15 protein-coding genes and 1 tRNA gene are annotated in these 23865 nt (G+C 42.4%); 5 read left to right on the top strand and 11 right to left on the bottom strand.

Annotated features, from left to right (window positions below):
* Positions 1-9: 9 nt before the first annotated feature.
* The 7 genes from EYW48_RS02955 to pncC form a co-directional block, all read right to left on the bottom strand.
* Positions 10-102, bottom strand: a tRNA-Ser gene (locus EYW48_RS02955).
* Positions 103-448: 346 nt separating this feature from the next.
* Positions 449-646, bottom strand: coding sequence for a carbon storage regulator CsrA (gene csrA, locus EYW48_RS02950; RefSeq protein WP_009847619.1), 198 nt, complete (start codon positions 644-646; stop codon positions 449-451).
* Positions 647-737: 91 nt separating this feature from the next.
* Positions 738-1925, bottom strand: coding sequence for an aspartate kinase (locus EYW48_RS02945; protein WP_053311356.1), 1188 nt, complete (start codon positions 1923-1925; stop codon positions 738-740).
* A 205-nt stretch (positions 1926-2130) separates the two neighbouring features.
* Positions 2131-4713, bottom strand: coding sequence for an alanine--tRNA ligase (gene alaS / locus EYW48_RS02940; RefSeq protein ID WP_277431844.1), 2583 nt, complete (start codon positions 4711-4713; stop codon positions 2131-2133).
* Between the two features lie 222 nt (positions 4714-4935).
* The gene (gene recX, locus EYW48_RS02935; protein ID WP_053311358.1) at positions 4936-5400 is read right to left on the bottom strand and encodes a recombination regulator RecX; all 465 of its coding nucleotides are present in this window, start codon (positions 5398-5400) and stop codon (positions 4936-4938) included.
* A gap of 67 nt (positions 5401-5467) precedes the next feature.
* Positions 5468-6514, bottom strand: a complete 1047-nt coding sequence (gene recA, locus EYW48_RS02930; protein WP_053311359.1) for a recombinase RecA — start codon at positions 6512-6514, stop codon at positions 5468-5470.
* Between the two features lie 150 nt (positions 6515-6664).
* Entirely contained in the window at positions 6665-7147 is a 483-nt protein-coding gene (gene pncC, locus EYW48_RS02925) for a nicotinamide-nucleotide amidase (protein ID WP_171979605.1), read from the bottom strand.
* Positions 7148-7994: 847 nt separating this feature from the next.
* Between pncC and EYW48_RS02920 the strand changes: the two genes are divergently transcribed.
* The 5 genes from EYW48_RS02920 to mutS all read left to right on the top strand — a co-directional run bounded on the left by EYW48_RS02920 (position 7995) and on the right by mutS (position 20397).
* Positions 7995-10841: an Ig-like domain-containing protein gene (locus tag EYW48_RS02920; protein ID WP_277431843.1), complete on the top strand. Its 2847-nt coding sequence runs from the start codon at positions 7995-7997 to the stop codon at positions 10839-10841.
* Positions 10842-10934: 93 nt separating this feature from the next.
* A complete protein-coding gene (locus EYW48_RS02915; protein ID WP_277431842.1) occupies positions 10935-14276 on the top strand; it encodes an Ig-like domain-containing protein in 3342 nt (1113 codons plus the stop codon).
* A 433-nt stretch (positions 14277-14709) separates the two neighbouring features.
* Positions 14710-16605, top strand: a complete 1896-nt coding sequence (locus tag EYW48_RS02910; protein ID WP_171981391.1) for a methyl-accepting chemotaxis protein — start codon at positions 14710-14712, stop codon at positions 16603-16605.
* A gap of 9 nt (positions 16606-16614) precedes the next feature.
* Positions 16615-17433, top strand: coding sequence for a transporter substrate-binding domain-containing protein (locus EYW48_RS02905; RefSeq protein WP_171981392.1), 819 nt, complete (start codon positions 16615-16617; stop codon positions 17431-17433).
* A gap of 378 nt (positions 17434-17811) precedes the next feature.
* Entirely contained in the window at positions 17812-20397 is a 2586-nt protein-coding gene (gene mutS / locus EYW48_RS02900; protein WP_172533636.1) for a DNA mismatch repair protein MutS, read from the top strand.
* A gap of 80 nt (positions 20398-20477) precedes the next feature.
* Here mutS and rpoS read toward each other — a convergent pair whose 3' ends face one another.
* From rpoS to surE, 4 genes are all read right to left on the bottom strand, one after another.
* Entirely contained in the window at positions 20478-21476 is a 999-nt protein-coding gene (gene rpoS, locus EYW48_RS02895) for an RNA polymerase sigma factor RpoS (protein ID WP_168523346.1), read from the bottom strand.
* Between the two features lie 71 nt (positions 21477-21547).
* Positions 21548-22483, bottom strand: a complete 936-nt coding sequence (nlpD, locus tag EYW48_RS02890) for a murein hydrolase activator NlpD (protein WP_277431874.1) — start codon at positions 22481-22483, stop codon at positions 21548-21550.
* Between the two features lie 2 nt (positions 22484-22485).
* Complete coding sequence (locus tag EYW48_RS02885) at positions 22486-23112, bottom strand: protein-L-isoaspartate(D-aspartate) O-methyltransferase (protein WP_053311366.1); 627 nt, start codon at positions 23110-23112, stop codon at positions 22486-22488.
* Positions 23112-23858, bottom strand: coding sequence for a 5'/3'-nucleotidase SurE (gene surE, locus EYW48_RS02880; RefSeq protein WP_171981395.1), 747 nt, complete (start codon positions 23856-23858; stop codon positions 23112-23114). Before surE ends, EYW48_RS02885 begins: the two co-directional genes overlap by 1 nt.
* Positions 23859-23865: the final 7 nt, after the last annotated feature.

Here is a 23865-nt window from a genome sequence, read left to right as displayed (position 1 = left end):
AAGCAAGAATGGCGGTGAGGGAGGGATTCGAACCCTCGATACGGCTACAAACCGTATACTCCCTTAGCAGGGGAGCGCCTTCGGCCTCTCGGCCACCTCACCGTCTTGCGGAGGCACATATTACTTTTTACCAAAAATATGTCAAACATTTTCTTGGTAAAAACAACAAAAAACAAGTCAAACGTTGGCTATTTAATCAAAGCGCTGTGAATTTGAACTTTTTATATCAATCAACGTAAATAAGTGCTCAGAAATAGCGTACAAAAAAGCTTGAGAACAAGGCAGATTTTTTCGATAAGTAGTTATTCTACAATCAAAAATCTAACACCGTTATCAAGTGTTTTAACAAGCTAGGATATCCAATCATTTACTACGATTGCTACTCGCCATATTAAGGACTTTGGTGCATAAAAAAGGCTAACGAAATTCGCTAGCCTTAATCTGATAATTAGTAGTTGCCAGGTGCAACGTTACCATTACCTTTTTCAGCTTGAATGCGCATGTAGATTTCTTCACGGTGAACAGAAACCTCTTTCGGGGCATTTACACCTATGCGTACTTGGTTACCTTTTACACCAAGTACCGTTACTGTCACTTCATCACCGATCATTAGTGTTTCGCCAACGCGGCGAGTCAAAATTAGCATTCTTTGCTCCTTGAGTAATCTCTGTATTATCTTGCAACTAGGCTATTATCCACCAAAAGTTATATTTTCGTAAACTCTCATTGGTGTCTGATCACCCTAAAAATGCTTGTTTCGGGTGAAAGTCTAATAGTTCGTCCGACGTTATATAGGCATCGTGCAGAATATTTGCCGCTTTATTTACATATTGTGGCTCTACAACCAACATTAAAGATTGCTTATCTACTGAAAGATAACTCACCTCAACGCCGTGATCTGCCAATAGCTCACATGAACGTTCAACCAGATCCTGAGCTAGTAAACCTACCGTGGTTAATAAACTAACCTGCTCACTATTACGGATTTTGTCATCGAAAACCAGAGCTAATTTAGCGCAGGCATCCTGTTTTATAATGACACCTGTCCATTCTGTTTCCTCGATCACACTCCACACTTCAATACCCAGCATTTGACATTGCTTAGTTAGACTTGAAAAGTGCTCCGGCTGAACGGTAATTAATGCCATCTCTCGCTGTATCGCAATACCGCAAACGGCTTTATTACACTGCTGCCCTTTAATTAGACTACCTGAATTTAAATCAAATGTAGAAAGAACTCGCAGCGGTACTTCATTTTCCCAAGCATATTGAACACAAGGTAAATGCAATACTTTTGCACCCTTACGCGCCATTTCTTCCATTGATGGAAAATCGACAATATCTAACTTCTGAGCCGTTGGAACGACACGTGGATCACATGTGTAAACTCCATCGACATCGGTAAATATTTGGCACTCATCGGCTTTGAGAGCTCCTGCCAGTGTCACAGCACTAGTATCAGAGCCTCCACGTCCTAAAGTGGTGATATCCCCATTCTCATTCATACCCTGAAAACCGGCAACGACAACAATTTGCTCTTGTGCTAGTAACTCAGTAATCGTTCGAGTATCAATAGTTTTAATCGTTGCGTCATTGTGCTGATTGTCTGTCACAATATTCGCTTGAGCTCCGGTTAGTGAGCGCGCAGCATGACCTAATTTATTCAACGTCATTGCTAAAAGTGCCATAGACACTTGCTCACCAGCAGAGAGCAAAACATCAAGTTCTCTTGCCGTTGGTACACTGTCGACTTGTTGGGCTAGGCCCAGTAATCGATTTGTCTCTCCAGACATAGCAGAAACCACGACAACAACTTGATTACCATCATTCTTCGCCTTAATGATGTGTTCAGCGACGGTATGAATTCTTTCAATTGAACCTACCGAGGTTCCGCCAAACTTTTGCACGATAAGGGGCTTTTTCACCGATCTTCACCTTCCCAAGACCAAAGTCTCATTCGGACCAAACCAATAGCTAATAAACCAGTTGACTATCGATTTAGTAGTTACAAAAATAAAACCAAGCAGATAATTGGCTTTGTATGATTTTAAGCCAATTAAACCACTTGGTTAGACAAATAAAATTACGCCCAATCAAAAAATATCAATTGAGCGAGATTAATTACATGGGTTATAGGCGCTCAGCGATCCAAACGTCTACTGACTCAAGTGCTTTAGGTAACGCTTTTGCGTCACTACCACCAGCTTGAGCCATATCCGGGCGACCGCCACCTTTACCGCCAACCTGCAAAGCAACCATATTAACTAGCTCGCCAGCCTTCACTTTAGCGGTAAGATCTTTTGTCACACCAGCAATTAGGCCAACTTTATCATCTGCTACGTTACCAAGCATGATGATGCCGCTACCCAACTGATTCTTCAGTTCATCAACCATCCCACGCAACGCTTTGTTGTCTGCGCCATCAAGTTGAGCAACTAAAACTTTCACTCCAGCAATCTCTTTGACATTACTAATGAGATTTGCGCTTTCTTTTGCAGCAAGTTTATCTTTCATCTGCTGCAATTCTTTTTCAAGCGACTTGGCCTTGAGTGCCATGTCAGCCATTTTCGCTTCATATTGAGCATGCTGATGATCCAGTAAATCAAGAGCACCTTCACCAGTTACTGCCTCAATACGTCGAATTCCGGCTGCAATACCACCTTCTGAAACAATCTTAAATAGGCCGATATCACCAGTGCTATTGGCGTGAATACCACCGCAAAGCTCAGTTGAGAATTCACCCATCGACAACACGCGTACTTCATCATCATATTTCTCACCGAAAAGTGCCATTGCGCCTTTTTCTTTCGCTGATTCAATATCCATGATATTAGTTTCAATCGTATGGTTACGTCGAATTTGAGCATTCACCAGGCGTTCAACTTCTTTTAGTTCAGCTGGTGTTACCGCTTCTAGGTGTGAAAAGTCGAAACGCAAGTTTTCAGCTTTAACCAACGACCCTTTCTGTGCTACATGTGAACCCAATACTTGGCGAAGCGCAGCATGTAATAAGTGAGTGGCTGAGTGGTTCAGTGAAATGGCTGCACGGCGTTTTTCATCGACTAACGCTTCTACGCTATCACCGCTTGCCAACACGCCTTCCACTAATTCACCGTGGTGAGCAATAGCACTACCTAATTTTTGTGTATCTTCAACTTTAAACAGACCGGAATCCGTTTTGATAACACCGGCATCACCACACTGACCACCAGATTCGGCATAAAACGGCGTTTCAGCCAATACGATAATTGCTTTATCTCCGGCAGAAAGTGAGTCAACTTGCGTACCTTCAACAAAAATAGCTTCAACGTGGCTTTCACCTTTTGTTGAGCTGTAGCCACAAAAATCAGTATGCGTATCGACTTTAATTAATGTGTTGTAATCGGTGCCGAATTGACCTGCTTCTCGTGCACGTTGGCGCTGTGCGTCCATCGCTTTTTCAAAGCCTTCTTCATCAATAGACAGACCACGTTCACGTGCAACATCATTAGTTAAATCAGCTGGGAAACCGTAGGTATCATATAGTTTGAATACAGTTTCACCGTCGAGAACTTTGCCATCTAAACTATCCAGAGCATCGTTTAGAATCGCCATACCACGCTCAAGCGTGCGACCAAAGTTTTCTTCTTCAATACGCAATACTTTTTCAACGAGCGCTTGCTGCTTCTTAAGCTCTTCACCAGCGGTTCCCATCACTTCAGCTAAAGGCCCCACCAGTTTGTGGAAAAATGCACCTTGGGCACCCAGTTTATTTCCATGACGGACAGCACGGCGAATGATACGACGAAGCACATATCCACGGCCTTCATTGGATGGCATAACACCATCAACAATCAAAAAAGCACACGAACGAATATGATCAGCAACAACGCGCAAAGATTGGTTAGAAAGATCCTCATAACCCGTTACTTCCGCGGCAGCTTTAATCAGAGTTTGGAATACATCGATTTCATAGTTTGAATGAACGCCCTGCATGATGGCAGAAATACGCTCAATACCCATTCCGGTATCCACTGATGGTTTAGGCAAAGGCTCCATCGTGCCATCGGCATGACGGTTGAATTGCATGAATACGTTGTTCCAAATCTCGATAAAACGATCACCGTCTTCTTCAGGAGACCCCGGAGGACCGCCCCAGATATGATCACCATGATCGTAAAAAATTTCAGTACAAGGGCCACAAGGACCTGTGTCACCCATTTGCCAGAAGTTATCTGACTCGTAAGCTTTACCACCCTTTTTGTCGCCGATACGAATGATACGCTCAGCAGGTACACCTACTTTCTTATTCCAAATATCAAAGGCTTCATCATCGGTTTCATATACGGTGACAAGTAGACGCTCGGCTGGCAATTTTAGTGTTTCAGTCAAAAACTCCCACGCGTATGCAATCGCATCATCTTTGAAATAATCACCAAAGCTGAAGTTACCCAACATTTCAAAGAATGTATGGTGACGAGCAGTGAAACCAACGTTTTCTAAATCGTTATGTTTACCACCGGCTCGCACGCAACGCTGTGCAGTTGTGGCACGCGTATAGGCACGTTTTTCTAAACCTAGAAAACAATCTTTAAATTGGTTCATCCCTGCATTTGTGAATAACAGAGTTGGATCATTAGTCGGTACTAATGATGAACTATCAACAATTTGGTGTCCTTTATTTTCAAAGAACGAGAGAAACGCGCGGCGAACCTCATCAGTGCTCATAAACATGCAGCTCTTCCTGAAATACTCAAGTTAGAATTTTGCGTTATTGTAAAGCATGGACAAGTATTCGACTAGTTTTCTTATGGAAAAGGCAAGAGACCATAAACAACCGATCTCTAGCACTAGTTAGCGAAGCGGAAAGATAAATATCCCCCAGTAACCTCAAGTTACTTGGGGATAGCCGATAGATTGATAGTTAACCTCAAGACGCTATTAAAAATGAGGGGGTTACATTTCTAATTCTGACAGCGCGTAGCTTATATGTTCAAAGCTAAAACCTCGATATTGCAAAAACCGAACTTGTTTTGCATATTCTTTTGAGCCTTTTGCCGCAGGTTCTCTGAATTTTTTTTCAGCAGCTGCTTTTGCCAATTCAAACCAATCTTGAGGTTCTTGCTCTAACGCTTGTTCAACAATTTCGCTACTGACACGCTTTTGGTTTAATTCTTGGCAAATTCGTCTTTCACCATGGCCTTTAGCTACATGCTGTCTGACCTGACTTTTCGCGTATCGTAAATCATCTAAGTATTGATGCTCTCGACAATAAGTCATTGCTTCATCGACTTTTTCTATCTCAAAGCCTTTTAAGAGTAGTTTCTGGTACAACTCATATTCACCATGATCACGTCTGCTCAGCAGTTGTAGTGCACTTTCTTTGCAGGACGATGTGAGTTTCGAGTTTGATGGGTACATACTAATCCTTAAACAGCGCAGATAAAAAAAGCCCTGCATGCAGGGCTTAATTCACATTTAGTGATGGTTAAAATTCTTCTTCTTTCGGCAACTCAGCGATCTCAGCGTCTTCCGCTACAAGCTCTGTTGGGCTAAGCAGCATTTCACGAAGCTTAGCGTCTATCGCAGCTGCAGCTGTTGGATTCTCACGTAGATACTTACAAGCGTTAGCCTTACCTTGGCCAATTTTATCGCCATTGTAGCTATACCAAGCACCTGCTTTTTCTACCAACTTGTTCTTAACACCAAGATCAACCAGCTCACCTTCGCGGTTAAAGCCTTGTCCATATAGGATCTGGGTCTCAGCTTGTTTAAATGGCGCTGCAATTTTGTTCTTCACAACTTTAATGCGCGTTTCGTTACCAACCACTTCATCGCCCTCTTTGATAGAGCCGGTACGACGAATATCTAAACGTACAGATGCATAGAATTTAAGCGCATTACCACCAGTTGTCGTTTCTGGGTTACCAAACATGACACCAATCTTCATACGAATTTGGTTAATGAAGATACACATACAGTTTGACTGCTTGAGATTACCCGTAAGCTTGCGCATTGCTTGCGAAAGCATACGAGCTTGAAGACCCATATGGCTATCGCCCATCTCGCCTTCAATTTCAGCTTTAGGTGTTAATGCTGCGACCGAGTCGACAACAATCACGTCAATCGCACCGGAACGAGCCAATGCATCACAAATTTCTAATGCTTGCTCGCCAGTATCAGGCTGAGAAACAAGCAGAGCATCAATATCGACACCAAGCTTTTTAGCGTAGATTGGATCAAGAGCGTGCTCAGCATCGATAAAGGCACATGTTTTTCCCACACGTTGAGCAGCAGCAATCAGTTCTAATGTCAGCGTTGTTTTACCTGACGATTCCGGGCCATAGACTTCAACAATACGCCCCATTGGTAAGCCACCAGCACCCAATGCAATATCCAGAGAAAGTGAACCAGTAGAGATGGTTTCAACATCCATCGTACGGTTATCACCTAGGCGCATGATCGAACCTTTACCGAATTGCTTTTCAATTTGACCTAATGCTGCGGCCAACGCCTTCTGTTTATTTTCGTCCATTACTTTCTCCAAACTTTCGCTCTTGGTTGCGGTGCGTTATTTTTTATCGACTCTTACGTCGTCAATTGGGATTAATTATACTGTTGATTCATACAGTGTCTATAGCTGTGTGATATTTTTTCTCAATCAACGAACATTTCTCACACATCATCACACTAGGTGATCATGTAACGCTTGCAATGCATGATCAATCGCTTGAGTTCGTACTGCTGTTCTACCACCAATAAAATGTTGAGTTTCGACTTTTAGCCAACCTTGCTTATCCGCCCAAGCAAAGCATACTGTACCTACAGGTTTTTCATCACTGCCACCGCTTGGTCCTGCAATACCGCTGATAGAAACCCCGATGGTTGCACGCGAGTGTTTCAGAGCCCCATGAACCATTTCAATAACGATAGGTTCACTCACCGCGCCATATTTTTCTAAAGTGACAGGACTAACTCCTATCATCTCGATTTTAGCTTCATTACTATAGGTAACAAAAGCTCTGTCAAACCATGCTGAACTACCCGCTATATCGGTGATAGCAGTTGCTACCCCACCACCAGTACATGATTCAGCTGTCGCTAATACCAGTTTATGTGCGAATAAAAGTTGACCGACGTCTTGACTCAGTTGCTGCTGTGATTCCATGCTTAATCCCCGCTACGCCTTTTTAATAGAAGTAGAATTCTTCTATCCTATGCCGCTATCTTAATAAACAAAAGTGGTAACCACACAATTCATTCACCATAACAATAATGTTTTGATTCGCAAATACATCGATACTCAACTTGATTCGCAATAATTTTTAATTGGGATATTGTGGATAACTTCATCAAATAATAATTTCATTAAAAATTTCTTATTTAGTTCAATTTATAAAAACATATAGTTGGCAAATGGTAACAAAATATTTCAAAAAAATTAAGTCACTTAAAACCCAACGAGCTAGATATGATTATTTTTAACAAAAAAGGAACACAACAATAACGTATAACAAGTGATATTTAATTAAAAAAACATTAATATTTTTATTATCAAGATACGTTTTGATATTTTTTCTGGCAAGACCTCACAATTTAAAACACCGCCACACTCCAACCTTCCTCAAACAAACAAAATGCATAATGATTCATAAAAAATTAACAGCATTCTTTGGTAAGAATTATCCCACTTGCGCCTTTGTGTTTTTATCCATCATAATTATGAGCTTATTGCAAAAAGCAACCGAGCAGCACAAAGGTGAATGAATAAAAATTCATAAAAAAAGAGCAAGCTCACCCCTTTAAAGCTGACTATATAATTAAAATTAATAAAATCCATATTAATAAATTAAGCGTTCTAATTAATAAAATAGTTTAATCAACAGCTCTTCGCCAAATAATCACTAACCAAAATAATGAGTAATACAATAAACATTAAAAATACAAATAATAAAAATATCATTACCTATAACAGTCAACACAACCTAAACAAGGTTAATTTCAAAGGATATACCATGAAAAAAACATTAGGAGCCGCAATGCTTCTTGTTGCAGGGTTTAGTTTAAGCCCTATTGCCGCTGCTGTAGCTGAAAATGTGAATATTGATGTTTCAGCAAATGAAAGCCAATGGTGGAGCACTTATAGCGTTGAAATTAAGAACACTTCCAATCAAGAAATTGATATGAATGAGTCTACGGTAGATTTTTTACTACCTAATGCTATAAATGATGTTAATTTTTCATCTTCAGCACTCTCATACCCGAGCTGGAGTATTGAGCATGAATTCACTGCTGAAGGTGTTTATCACACTATCACCTATAAATTTGATAACGGTGCATGGGTTAAAAATGCACTCCCTAGTGACGCATCATTTACTCTTTCCTTTGGACTTAATAGCCAACTTCCTGATTTCAAATCGTTTGAAAACTCAATCAAATTTAATGGTTCAGGTGGTGAGCAGCCGCCAACACCAGCGCCAGAATTAGAATTGTCCATTCTTGCTCCTATTGATGGACAAAGATTGGTATCCAATGAAGCGACCGACATTACAATTTCTGTTGAAGGCGAGCTCGCGTCTAAAGTCGAGTTTTGGGTCGCTGGCAGTAAACTTGCCGAGCAGAATATCGAGCAAGACACAACAGATTACTCGCAATCTTGGACGCCGAGTGAACTGGGTTTAACAACCATCAATGTGCTTGTGTTTGATGAGCAAAACCAACAGGTTAAACAACAATCGGTTACGGTTGAAGTTGAATCTGATCACGAGTTCTCAGCACCAGAAGTTCGCTTCATTACCCCAGAAAATGGCGCGACTTTTAATAAAACAGAAACGGTATCGATCTCTGTTGATGCGTTCGATTATGATGATGACTTAACCTCAGTGGTCATCAAAGCCAATAACGCTCAAGTTTGTGAATTTGATGCTAAGCAAGTCGATCAATTTGATTGTGATTGGCAGCCTTCACAAGCAGGCAGTGTCACACTGAGTGCCATCGCTACTGATGAACAGAACCTGTCAAACACGACAAGCGTACAAATTACCGTTACCGAATCGAGCAACAGCTGTGGTGATGTCGCACCATATCAAGACGGAGTCAGCTACCAAGTTGGCGATCGCGTTTCGAATGTTGGTGAAGTCTTTTCATGTACAGTATTTGGCTGGTGTGGTGACCCAGTATGGGCACCAGGAACTGGACATCCTAACTACCCCGATGCTTGGAAAGATGCTTGGCAATCAGAAGGTCAATGTGATCCAAACGCGGTACCTGTAATTGGTTTAGAGAGTCCATCTAACGGTGATCGCCTATCTCCAAATAAATCTTTTGACGTGATTGTTAATGCGACTGATGAAGATGGCGAAGTCGTAAAAGTAGAAGCACTGCTTAACGGTAAGGTTGTAGCCACAGCAACACAACCAACATCAGGCGATCAATACAAACTGACAGTTCCAGGTCAGGCAGAAGGCGCTTATGAATTAGTCACTGCAGCTTATGATGACAAAGGTGCATCAGCGGCAACAGCACCAATTACACTAGCGATTACCGATCGAGATCTTGTTGTCGGTCTTACCTCTCCATTGGATGGTTCAAAATTCACGCAGGGACGTAGCATTAAACTTGCCGCTGACGCAGAAAGCTTCGTTGGCTCTATTAAATCAGTGACCTTCAAAGTCAATGGAACAGAGCTAGTCACTCTGAATAAAGCACCATACGAATATGAGTGGATTGGTGCACAAGAAGGGACTCACACCATTGAGGCTATTGCCATCAATACTGAAGGTGACACACTAGCGAGCCCAGTATCGACGATTGAAGTACAGGAAGCGAAACCAGAAACAGGTTTACGTGATAACCCAGATCGTTCAATTACTTACTTGACGTCTTGGGGCCTGACAAATATTGAAGAACTTCAAAACTCTCAAGGTGACGCTTACTTCTTGTCTTTTGGTCAGTGGGACTCTAACGGTAACATCCAAGTAACGGATGGAATGATTGAACCGTCTTACAACGACTCTTGGATGGCTCCTGGCTACCAGTCATGGACAGAGCTGAAACATAGTTATCCAAATAAAACCATGATGGTTGCATTTGGCGGGCAAACGCATGAAGGCATGTGGGCTCACATGGCCTCTCCAGCGGCACGCGAAGCGATTGCAAATGGCCTTGTTGAAATGATGAACAAGCCTTATCCAGTGTACAAGAAGAACCTCAAACCAGAAGAAATGGTTGGTGAATGTCTTGCGACCGACTGGTCTGGCGAATGTGATTACAGCAAGTATCAACTTGCTGGTTATGTCAGCATTGATGGTATCGATTTCGACTACGAAAAGGCCGCACGCCTCACTGAACAAGAGAACCGTAACCTAGAAGCGTTGATTGATTTGATTCGTGCCAAAGTTGGCATGAGTAAGATTATCTCGTTGACGACTTACCACGTAGGTGCGGACCCTGTTGAGTGTGAAAACCCAAATGTATACGAAAACTGTTCATTTATTGAACCGGATCGCTCAAGCCATCATGGGGAGGTTATCTCGCTTCTTCAGAACACTAAAGATAGCATTGATTTCTTCAACGTAATGGCTTACGACGCAGGTCAAAACTTCAAGTATGACATTGCTATGGCGAACTATGCCAAACACGTTGGTGACCCATCAAAAATCGTGCTAGGTGCGACAATCAATAAACAATGGGGCCCAGCTGGCCAATTTGTTGAAACTCGTGAAAATAATATTGAGCGTTCAAAATGGCAGAAAGCTCAAGGATACGGTGGTTTCTTTATTTGGACATTAGGCTCAAATAGCGAAGGCCTCTCTATGCAAGAGCAAGTTGAATACTTCAACGAGATGATTTCTCACAACTAAACCATCGTTAAGAGGTGCTGTTTAAGCGCAGCGCCTCTTAATGACTAAATTTCGTCGCTAAGACGTATTCATAACTATTAAGGGAATAAAAAGATGCTTAAGAAAAATAAATTAGCCCTAGTATTAGCCGGCGTGCTATTTAGCGGCTATTTGTACGCCGCTGAACCTTATGACAGCAGTCAATCATATCCTAAGGGTTCTCAGGTTAATGTAGACGGTCAATTGTATGAAGCTAAGTGGTGGGCAAACCCAGGCCAAAGTCCAACAGATGACTATGCGAATGATTGGGATTCACCATGGAAACTCATTGGTGACACCGAACCAACGCCAGGTCCTGGTCCAGAGCCAGGACCAGAGCCGGGTCCGGGTGACGTCACTCCATTTATTCCAGGTCAAACCCAAGTAAATAATGGTGATATGGTTTCCTATAATGGTGAGTGCTTTATCGCTAAAAACAGTCCTGGCACTTGGGAAACTCCATCCGCTAGCTCTTGGTTCTGGGACTTAGTCGATTGTCCAGACGACGGGAATGGTCCAACTGATCCTCCTATCGATCCACCTCAATTAGAGTTCTCTATTGTTTCTCCTAATAACAATGATTCACTTGAATTGAATCAAAACACAAGCATCACAACTCGCATTGTAGGGGGCGGTGCTGAAAAAGTAGAATTTTGGGTCAACAACGGCAAGTTTGGTGAACAGAACGTTGAGAAAAGCAAAGAACTTTATTCTCAATCATGGACACCAACTGAGGTTGGTAGCGCTGCAATATCTGTTTATGTATATGCTGCTGATAATCAATTGATTGAACAACAATCAGTTAACGTTAATGTCTTCGAGGAAGAAGAATTACCATCAGCTCCAGAAGTACGCTTTATTAGTCCAAATAACGGCTCAAAGTTTGATGTACCAGCAACTGTAGCAATTGCAGTACAAGCTACAGACAAAGATGAAAACTTAGTGTCAGTTGTAGTAAAAGCAAACAATCAACAAATCTGTGAGTTTGATGCTAGAACTGAGACCGAGTTTGCGTGTAACTGGAATGCGACCACTCCAGGCAATGTTACGCTTGAAACCATCGCTATTGATGACAGTGATCTAGCTGCTCGTGCGTCGATTCAAATTACGATTAACGAGGAAGAAATCACACCGCCACCACCGCCACCACCAACGGGCGAATTGTGTGATGACTTTAACGTTTACCCAGACTGGACACGTGGAGATCATGCATCGAATGGCGACATTATGGTGCACAACAATATCGCTTATGAGGCAATCTACTGGACTCAATCTACACCAGGTAGCGATGGTTCATGGAACCACCATGTGAACTGTGATGGCACACCACCAGGGACAGCCCCTCTTCTTTCGCTACCGAATCCATTAGATCCGGTTCGATTGGAAGTCGCTGGTTGGCCGAATCATTTGGTTGTAGCAAGCCCATCAACAGCAGCACCTAGCTCAATCGTTATTGATACGGTAAATAGTGATGAGATTGCCGATCTGGCTAAATTAACCAGCAGCTTCGTTGCATTGATTGAAGCAAGTAAAAATGCAGCAACATCATCCATTATTATCAAAGGTGATGTGCTTGATAAAGCCACAATGGACAAAGGACAAGGCTTAGGCTCCGTTGCAGTAAAACAAGCTTTGGTTCAAGCGATTGATATCACTGGCGCGAATATTGACATCGATGAAGTGAATACTCTGACCAATGACGCAAAAGGTTGGGCTCAAGCCTATAACTTGGTGATCTCAACGGTTGCACCACAAGCAACATTCGGTTGGACAGTGAGTATCGGTGACTTCGCTTATAACAAACATTCTGGTCGTCAGTCTGTTTGGGATTCTGCATCTCAATACTCTGCAGATATGCTAAATGACTTTGAGCTTTACGATCTAGAATCAAGCTATAAAGCGGATTTCCTTGTTTACACTAAATCGAGTGAAACTCCAGCTCTAGATGGTGAACAATGGCACAACGCTCTTGAATACGTTAAGCAAGTGAGTGACTACGTTAAAACTCCAGTTATGTTAGCTGATATCCCAACAGCTCAAGCTGCGCAGTACTTTATGGGTAAAACAACAGCAGAACGTCAACTACGTAAAGCGGCCTTTAGTAACGTATTTGCTATCAAGTTTGACCAAAACAGTTCTGAGCTAACAAGCAAGATCGAAGAGTACCAAGGAGCTCAAGTTCCACTTTATTACGCTGGTGATGGCTCTCATGAGGGACCACTAACCGCTATCGAAGAGTTGAACAGACAACTCATCGCAGCTGAAGATGTGATGAATAATCAAGCCTTCTTGTTTGAAACACCACAATCACAGTGGATTCCATCAACAGTATACAAATGGCAAGACTTCCTTGATGGTCTAAGTGCAATGCATAACATTGGTGTCGCTGGAAATAAATTCTGGCTGATTGATGAAAATGCAGATGAAGAGACCAACATCAAGTATGCGAAAGTCGCGATCGCTGCATTCTTAGCACAAAGTATGCAAGAAACGATTCGCTACAATGCCTGTGATGAAAACAACTGGTCAGAATCAAGATGGGGCGCACCTACGGATTACCCTATGGCAGCAAGTTGTGGTCAGCTTGGTCAGCGTTATGCCGATTACGGTGTCAACCCTATTTCTGGTTTAGACCATGCTTATTCTTGTCCTCGTAACGATAAGATGGAAGTAAGCGCTCTAACTCATGCACAGTGGTATGGCGCGCCAGCTCCAGTGTTCGCAGCACCTGATGCTGTGCTAGAAGAGCGTGGCTTGCTTGTTAATGGTTTTGCTGGTCGTTGGACTAACAATGGTCACTGTAATGAAGTGCCAGAAACGGTCGATACTTCTAAGCAAGTATGGGAACGTGATGAGTGTAAAGTTTACGTAGGCCAAAAAGCCGGTACATTCCTTTGGGATGGCAGCAGCCAAGAAAGCGTTCAAGGCTGTGGCTGGTGGGGCCGTGGTGTTATTCAAACCACAGGTCGTCAGAACTTTGGTACTCTGAACCACTACCTGGGTAGATCTCATGTAGATCCAAGCACGATTGGTCAAACCATTGATGGGCTAACAGTCGAGGCTCCACCAACGAACCCTCTATATGCTGAACTTGATTTCTGTTCTAACCCTGGACTTATCTGTAGTTCAGAAGAAAATAAAGAAATTAAGTGGATTGCAGGTCTATTTTACTGGGTAACATCGGTACAAGCTTATCCTGATGAAAGTGGCTTGTATCAAGGTTGGAACTACCATAACGAACTTAAAAAGTATGTTGATGGTGGTATGAAGGGAACTCAATTCATTGATGACGTATCAGGTATCGTTAACCGAGGATGTCCTGATTTAACCTGTGATACTGGTGATGTGCACAACGTTGAAGAACGTCGTGATAACTTCAATAAAGTATTAACACTTCTTGGCTTGAACCCACAGTAAGAGCAACTAAAAGCCACCAGCCATTTTTATGGTTGGTGGCTTTATCCATTAAGTTTGATTTCGTATCAAGAGCTGTTTCACAAACTCAAGAATTTCATCGAGCAACTGACATTGAAGTGCTCAATGACATCAAGCCTTGCACTCTCCCAATGGGGCAACAGCACGAAGCTTCGACTGTTAGGTACGTTTGTTTGGAAGCATAACTGTCAAACTCTTCGTAATCAATGCAAGTTGTAATTGCCGTAAATTCACTTAAGTTTGCTAATGATTGACCCGTTTGCCCCCTGAGGGGTGAGCTCTCCGCTCTGAACAAAGCTATGTGGAACTGTGCTTTATTAAGTCTTTTAGAAAAAAGAATATAAAATATTATATTGATAATTATATCTATACTTGAATGAGCACATTAAATTAATTTAACGGGGAGTAACCTTTTATGGCTCTTAAGCTTACGCACAAAGTTGCACTTGCTTTTACAGCGGCACTAGCTTTAACTACGATTGTTTTAACAAGCATATCGTACTTTAAAGTAACAGAAGAAACGCAAAAGATGATTGCCTCACATACTAATAATTATCTCAAGTTGGCAGCGCAGGAAACTGGGAGCTGGTTAGATAGCAGAAAATTAGCTATTTCTGCGCTAAACTTGGCATTATCAGAGGCTAACGATGCGGATGATATCTTACGTCATCTAGAACAGACTAAACGAGCGTCAGGTTTTGAGCTTGTCTATCTAGGACTGGCGAGTGGTGATATGTATCGTAATACAGGTTTAAATACCGTCGAAGGGTATGATCCACGCCTAAGGGATTGGTACAAACTTGCCAGTAATAGCAGAGATGTTGTTGTTACTAAACCATTCTTAGCCGCTTCTACGGGCGATTTAACTGTAACCATTGCGAAGTCCCTATTTACGGGCGGCGAGTTTGTTGGCGTTGTTGGTGCAAGTGTTAGCCTTAGCAGCCTAACAAAGGATATTTCAGATATGAACGTACCTGGAAATGGTATCGCTTTCATTGTGTCAAACGACGGGATAGTGATCGCGCACCCGAATCAGGATTTACGAAATAGAAACTATAATGAGATCGGTGTTGATGTACCTTTATCTCGACTGATAAGTTTCACTGGTGCTGATATCCTCCCCACAATATCAATTTCAGGTATTGAGTATTTGGCAGCAGCACAGGTAATCCCCAACTCAAATTGGTCTATAGTAATGGCCAGTCAAAAAGACATTTTGTTGAACCCTGTGAAGAGGTTATCTTTATTTTTACTGCTAGTTGCTTCTGTGTTGATTTGTGCAACATTGATCTTTGTTGTTCCCTTAATAAAGGCACTATTTGCAAACCTTCTTACTGTTTCTTCAGCCCTTAAAATAATCTCTGAAGGTGACGGTGATTTAACACAGCGGATTGAAGTACGTAGCCGTGACGAAGTGGGGATGCTTGCAGAGAACTTTAATTTGTTTGTCACCCAACTACAGGAATTGTTATGTAAGGTTAGAAACGTGACAGAACATGTGAATATGCAAGCGGAACACGTGTCTCTAGCTGCATCAAAACAAGAGGCGCAAGCAAAAGCTCAGCAAGATGAAGTAACGATGGTAGCGACGGCTGTTACAGAGATGGCTTCTGCTACACAAGAGATTGCAAACAATTGTGAACAGACAGCTAATGCTGCATCCGACTCTGTTAAAATCAGCGATAAAGGCCAAAAAGTAGCAAAACAATGTCAAAGCTCAATTGAGAGTCTTTCATCTCAAGTAAATGGAGCTACAGAAATTATCAGTAAGCTAAGTGCCCACGGACAGGAAATAAACACGATAGTTAGTACGATAAGCGATATTGCCGAGCAGACCAATTTGCTTGCATTGAACGCTGCGATAGAAGCGGCTCGAGCTGGTGAGCAAGGTAGAGGTTTTGCTGTTGTTGCGGATGAGGTAAGAGTGCTTTCTCAACGCACACATAAATCGACAGAAGAAATTACCACAATGATTACCACATTAAAAGCAACAACTGAAGACGCAGTAGATGTCATGGCAGAGTGCCATGAGTTGGCAACAACCAGTGTAGGAGATGCACAAGATGCAAGCGACGCATTCAGTGAAATAGCTAAAGCAATCAGCCAGATTAGCGACATGTCAACCCAAATAGCGACTGCTGCCGAGGAGCAAACATCAGTCACCGATGAGATTGGAAGGAATACCGATGCAATTCGTGAAGTCGCCGACTCATTTATGACTGAGTCTCAACAAGGTGTTGAGCAATCCAGACAACTTTCTACTCTTTCAAATCAACTGAATACACTGCTTTCGCAGTTCAAGCTTTTGTAAGGTATTATTATGGCTGAACGATATTTATATAAGTTTCTTTTGATGATGTGGTTAAACTCAATCTGGGCTTTTCCCTCATATGGTAAGATATCATTTGCCACATTTGAGTTTGCTCCGTACACAACCATAGGAGAACAAGGCCAGCTGACAGGTCCTTTTGTAGATATTGTGAAAGAAGTATGTAATCGGATGGAAAATGAATGTGATATTAGATATTGGCCACAAAGGAGAGCTAAACAGTTGGTGAATTCAGGGCAGTCTATAGCTATATTCCCCATAGGTTGGAACGAGGAGCGCATGTCCACATACTACTTTTCTGCTCCAATTGTGGTTTCTGAATATGGGTTCTTTATCCGCAAAGATTTCTCAACTTCGCTAGATGTATTGAAAAACTTACAAAATCTGAAAGTTATGGTATTCAGTCCTTCAAATACTTATAGTTCTTTGCTTACTCTTCAAGAAAAACTTACAAACTCTGGTTATGAGCCAATGGATATAGTAAAGAAGACAGATGCTACACTGAGCATACTTCATATGCTTAATATGCGCCGAGTTGATGCTTATTACAGTAATCGTGATGTTGGTCAGTTTAAGATTCAAACTCTAAACTTAGACAACATTGTTTATGGATGGGGCTATCAAGAAGTCGTGTACTTTGTTGCTTTTCCAAAAGAACATGTTACCCAAGAGTTGGTTCGGCGATTTAATCAGGCTTTGTTGGGTTTTATGGTAAACAATCCACTTTTTCTTGAAATACTATCCACTTATCGACTTTCCCCATCCCCCATGTCAGAGAAGATTCTTGATATGTATGGTGTAATACGTTAGCTGGTTTACATCGTCAGCTTTAAGCTCTCTCATAAAATGAGATCCCTAAAAAATAGCCTGTATAGGCTAACGAGTAGATGTGTTACGTAAGCGCCCCAAGTGGTCTTAAATTAGGTTTGTGCACAGTGGCGAGAAATGGTATCTACAGACACGCCCTAGTGATTATTAATATAATAAACAACATTAACGCTTTGATTCGCGTTCGAAAAGAGCAAAACGTATCCTCATACCCGCATCTCAATTGCTCTATCTGTAATAGGTTTGCTATTCTTCCTACCAATTAATTTTACAGCCCTTTTACTGTTTTATGCTGGAATTCTCCCGCATAGCATGGGATTTTAGAGATATCTCCATCTCGTAACCGATTGAATCTAAAAAATGAAAGAAAAGCCGAATAAAAATCAAGAGTTGAAAAGCTCACATACACCGATGATGCAACAATATCTTCGTTTAAAAGCCGAAAACCCAGATATTTTGTTGTTCTATCGAATGGGCGATTTCTACGAGCTTTTTTACGATGATGCGAAACGTGCTTCTCAACTATTAGATATTTCACTCACTAAGCGAGGAGCTTCTGCCGGTGAACCGATCCCAATGGCTGGTGTCCCTTATCACGCTGTAGAAGGTTACTTGGCAAAATTAGTACAACAGGGTGAATCAGTCGCTATTTGTGAACAAATTGGTGACCCAGCAACCAGTAAAGGGCCGGTTGAACGTAAAGTAGTACGCATCGTGACACCAGGTACAGTGACTGATGAAGCACTACTGTCAGAACGAGTGGATAACCTAATTGCAGCTATCTATCATCAAAATGGAAAATTTGGTTACGCGACATTAGATATCACCTCTGGTCGTTTTCAATTAACCGAACCAGAAACCGATGAAGCGATGATGGCGGAACTACAACGCACTGCGCCTCGTGAATTATTATTTCCGGAAGATTTTGAGCCGGTATCACTGATGGCAAACCGCAAAGGTAACCGCCGCCGACCAGTGTGGGAATTTGAGCTAGAAACCGCAAAGCAGCAACTTAATCAACAATTTGCAACACGAGATCTAATTGGTTTTGGGGTTGAGCATGCCCAGCTTGGGTTATGCGCTGCAGGTTGTTTGATCCAATACGTAAAAGATACTCAGCGAACCGCACTACCACATATTCGCTCATTAACCTTTGATCGCCAAGATCACTCAGTGATCTTGGATGCAGCAACGCGCCGTAATTTGGAAATAACCCAAAACCTTGCTGGTGGTTTTGACAATACACTGTCCGAAGTACTCGATCATTGTGCAACGCCGATGGGCAGTCGTATGCTAAAACGTTGGTTACATCAACCAATGCGCTGTACGGACACGCTAAACCAACGGCTTGATGCAATTGGGGAAATCAAACAACAGACACTATTTACTGATTTGCACCCCGTGCTCAAACAAATTGGCGACATTGAACGTATTTTGGCTCGACTTGCTCTTCGTTCAGCACGCCCACGAGATATGGCTCGCCTTCGTCATGCAATGCAGCAACTGCCAGAACTCCACGAGGTGCTACAAAATTTATCGCAACCTTATTTAGTGAAGCTCACTCAATATGCTCAACCGCTGGGTGAGCTATGTGAATTACTTGAAAAAGCGATTAAAGAAAATCCGCCGGTTGTGATCCGTGACGGTGGCGTTATTGCCGATGGCTATAGCGCAGAACTCGACGAATGGCGCAACTTAGCCAATGGTGCGACTGAATATCTTGAAAAAATGGAAGCGGAAGAGCGTGAACGCCACGGTATTGATACGCTGAAAGTCGGATACAACGCTGTCCACGGTTTCTATATTCAAGTGAGCCGAGGCCAAAGCCACCTTGTACCTCCTCATTATATACGCCGCCAAACGTTAAAAAATGCAGAACGCTATATTATCCCTGAGTTAAAAGCTCATGAAGATAAGGTGCTTAATTCCAAATCAAAAGCATTAGCAGTAGAAAAACAACTTTGGGAAGAGCTGTTCGATTTATTGCTACCTCACCTTGAGCAGATGCAAAACTTGGCGTCATCGTTATCTCAAATCGATGTACTGCAAAACCTGGCAGAGCGTGCTGACAGTTTAGACTACTGCCGCCCAACATTAAGTAATGAGCCCGCCATACATATTCAAGCGGGTCGTCACCCGGTTGTAGAGCAAGTAATGAGTGACCCATTTATTGCTAATCCTATCGAGCTAACCCCACAACGTAAAATGTTGATCATTACCGGCCCTAACATGGGAGGTAAATCAACTTATATGCGTCAAACGGCGTTAATCACCTTATTAGCACATATTGGTTCTTATGTTCCCGCCGAATCGGCAAAAATTGGCTCGATTGATCGTATTTTTACCCGTATTGGAGCCTCGGATGATCTGGCTTCTGGTCGTTCTACATTCATGGTGGAAATGACAGAAACGGCCAATATATTGCACAATGCGACAGCAAACAGCTTAGTATTGATGGATGAAATTGGCCGCGGTACGAGCACTTATGATGGTTTATCTTTAGCCTGGGCCAGTGCGGAATGGTTAGCGACTAAAATTGGTGCCCTCACATTGTTTGCCACTCACTACTTTGAATTAACCGAGTTGCCTAACCAACTGCCTCATTTAGCCAACGTCCACTTGGATGCTGTCGAACATGGTGAAAGTATTGCTTTTATGCATGCTGTCCAAGAAGGTGCGGCAAGTAAATCTTACGGACTGGCTGTTGCAGGCTTGGCAGGTGTACCGAAAACCGTTATAAAAAATGCACGGGCAAAATTGTCACAACTAGAATTAATGAGTCAACAATCGCTCACGACGAAAAGTGCAACGGTTGATATTGCAAACCAACTTAGCTTAATCCCGGAACCGAGTGAGGTTGAGCAAGCATTAGCGAACATCATTCCCGATGATCTAACGCCTCGCCAAGCTTTAGAAGAGCTATATCGCTTAAAGAAACTGTTATAAAAATATCGAGCTAATTAACTTAATAAACAAAAAGGGCACGGTTTCAACACCGTGCCCTTATCAGTTTTTGTTAGTAATCACTAATCGTTTTCAATGTTAAACAACGACTCCATGTTTAGGCCTTGTTTAACAAGGATCTCTCTTAAACGACGTAATCCTTCCACTTGAATTTGGCGAACTCGTTCACGCGTTAGATTAATCTCGCGGCCCACTTCTTCCAATGTTGATGGTTCATAACCTAATAGACCAAAACGACGTGCCAATACTTCTTTTTGTTTTGGATTGAGCTCATTGAGCCAATTAATCAATGAGTTTCGAATATCATCATCTTGCGTAGAGATTTCAGGATCAGAATTGTTTGCATCTGGAATAATATCCAATAGTGCCTTATCGCCATCACCACCAATCGGTGTATCTACTGAGCTAATACGCTCATTGAGGCGAAGCATTTTACTGACATCATCGACCGGCTTATCCAACTGAAAAGCGATCTCTTCCGCTGTCGGTTCGTGGTCAAGTTTCTGTGACAATTCACGTGCGGTACGGAGATAAATATTAAGCTCTTTCACCACGTGAATAGGAAGACGTATAGTACGAGTTTGGTTCATCAACGCACGCTCAATGGTTTGACGGATCCACCACGTAGCATAAGTTGAGAATCTAAAACCGCGTTCTGGGTCAAATTTTTCCACCGCACGGATCAAACCTAAATTCCCTTCTTCAATAAGATCGAGTAGGGCTAGGCCGCGATTACTATAACGGCGTGAAATTTTCACCACTAAGCGCAAGTTGCTTTCTATCATACGCTTACGAGCGGCTTCATCACCCCTCAATGCGCGACGAGCATAAAGCACTTCTTCTTCGGCGGTTAACAAAGGAGAAAAACCAATTTCGCCTAGATACATTTGTGTCGCATCTAAGGTTTTCGTTGAAGCATCAAACTCCTCTTTTACATCTTCAGTTTGAGCACGACTGGCTTTCTTGTTGGTGGTAGTGAGCTCTTCTGTAACCTCGACTGTATCCATTACATCTTGGTCTTCAAACTCTTCGACTTTCGTTACTGCATTGCTGATACTCATAGCGCCTCCCCCTGGCGAGCTAGCAAGACATTACTACTTTCTAATGTCGCTACATGACTCTTTCAAGTATGTTATGGCAAGTAGCGCTTTGGATTCACTGACTTACCTTGATATCGAATTTCAAAGTGCAAACGAACACTGCTCGTTCCAGAGCTGCCCATGGTTGCTATCTTTTGGCCAGCTTTGACACTTTGTCCTTCTTGTACCAGTAACCGATCGTTATGAGCATAAGCACTGAGGTAATTATCATTGTGTTTCACAATCACGAGATTGCCGTAACCTCTTAATGCATTTCCTGAATAGACAACGGTTCCTGCTGCAGTTGATACTATGGGCTGACCACGCTGTCCTGCGATGTCGATACCCTTATTTCCTTGATCGCCTGCTGAAAAGTTCTTAATTACTCTCCCTTTTGTTGGCCATAGCCATTTTGCAACCTTCTCATCCTTTGGTTTAGCAGATGTTACATTAGCATTAACATTCTGCTTACCTTTTGAATCAACATACTCCTTTGATTTCGATTGATCAACTACCTTTGGCGGATCTTTTTTTGCCACTTTAGTCGACTGACTTGTGGCATTATAGGTCTTGTTATCATTAGAGTTTTTACTCGAATTAACAGTCGAAATAGGTGCTGATGAAACACTGGAAGCCGCACCAGTTGTGGCTGCAACCGCAACTGTTTCGCTTACACCATTCCCTCCATAAGCGGGTGCTGTGTAGTTAGGAATCCATAATATTAATTTTTGCCCAGGGCGAATAGTGTAAGGCTTGCTAAGATTATTGAAACGGATCAGGTCATTTACATCTTTATCTGTGACATAAGATATAAAATACAGCGTATCGCCTTTTTGCACTTCATAGTAACTACCTCTATAGCTACCACGAGGAATGGAATTGTAGTCTTTGTTGAGTCCAGAAACTGGCGCAGGAAAATTTGCCGCACAGCCTATAAGCAGTTGGCTAATGAATACCATAACGAGAAGCTTTCGCAGACTACACACCATCACTACGCTAAATCACCAGCAATTAAAGGGACGAAACGGACAGTCTCAATAGTAGTGGAGACAAATGCGTCACCTTGACGCACAATCTTCAATAAATATTGCTCATTGTCGCCTACGGGAATGACTAAGCGTCCACCTTCAGCTAATTGTTCAAGTAATGCTTGAGGAACAGACTCTGCCGCAGCAGTGACGATGATGGCATCAAAAGGCGCTTTTGCTTCCCAACCTAGCCAACCATCACCATGTTTAGTCGAAATATTATAAATATCGAGTTGTTTCAATCGGCGCTTGGCATCCCACTGCAATGATTTGATTCGTTCGATGGAATAAACGTGATCAACCAATTGAGCCAAAACTGCTGTTTGGTAGCCAGAACCAGTGCCAACTTCCAGAACTTTACTACTTCGTTCAAGCTCTAAAAGTTCAGTCATTTTAGCGACAATGTAGGGCTGTGAGATTGTCTGCCCTTGCCCTATTGGTAACGCATTATTGTCATAGGCTTGATGCATCATTGCTTGAGAAACGAAGCTTTCTCTCGGCAAATAATGAATGGCACTCAAAACGTCGTTGTCTTGAATACCATTCGCGACCAGAAATTCAATTAATCTGTCGGCATGTGGGTTAGCCATTACGCTTTTTCCTTTAACCAATTGTCCATACTACCAAGTGACTCATGGGCAGTGAGATCAACCTGCAACGGTGTCAACGAAACAAAACCATGCTCAATGGCATAAAAATCGGTTCCTTGACCGGCGTCTTGCTCTTTCCCTGGCGGCCCTAACCAATAAATATCATGTCCACGCGGATCTTTCTGCTTAATCATACTTTCTGCGTGATGACGAGCACCTAAACGTGTTACCTGAATACCCGCTAAACGCTCAAAGGGAACATCAGGGACGTTAACATTAAGTAAGCGATTAGTTGGAATAGGCGCACTACAATGCTGCTCAACTAATTGACGAGCGATCTGTGCTGCAGTGTTAAAATGTGCTTTCCCCACCAAAGAGAATGCGATGGATTGCACGCCTAAGAAATGCCCTTCCATCGCAGCTGCAACGGTGCCTGAATACAAAACGTCATCACCAAGATTGGCCCCATGATTAATGCCCGTTAAAACCAAGTCAGGCATGTCATCTTTCAATAACTCATTGAGAGCAAAGTGCACACAATCTGTTGGGGTGCCCTGTACTGAATAAGTATTTGGAGCAATGTAATTAACACGTAATGGCTGTTCTAACGTTAAAGAATTAGAGGCTCCAGAACGATTACGATCAGGAGCGACTATTACTATTTCGGCTAAATCGGCCAACATTTTCGCTAATGCGTGTATGCCTTCTGCATGCACACCATCATCATTGCTCAATAAAATCTTCATCGAGCTC

Source organism: Vibrio sp. 1180_3 (genome assembly GCF_029478545.1).
Taxonomy (GTDB): domain Bacteria; phylum Pseudomonadota; class Gammaproteobacteria; order Enterobacterales; family Vibrionaceae; genus Vibrio; species Vibrio aestuarianus.
This window is presented reverse-complemented; position numbering and strand designations above follow the sequence as displayed.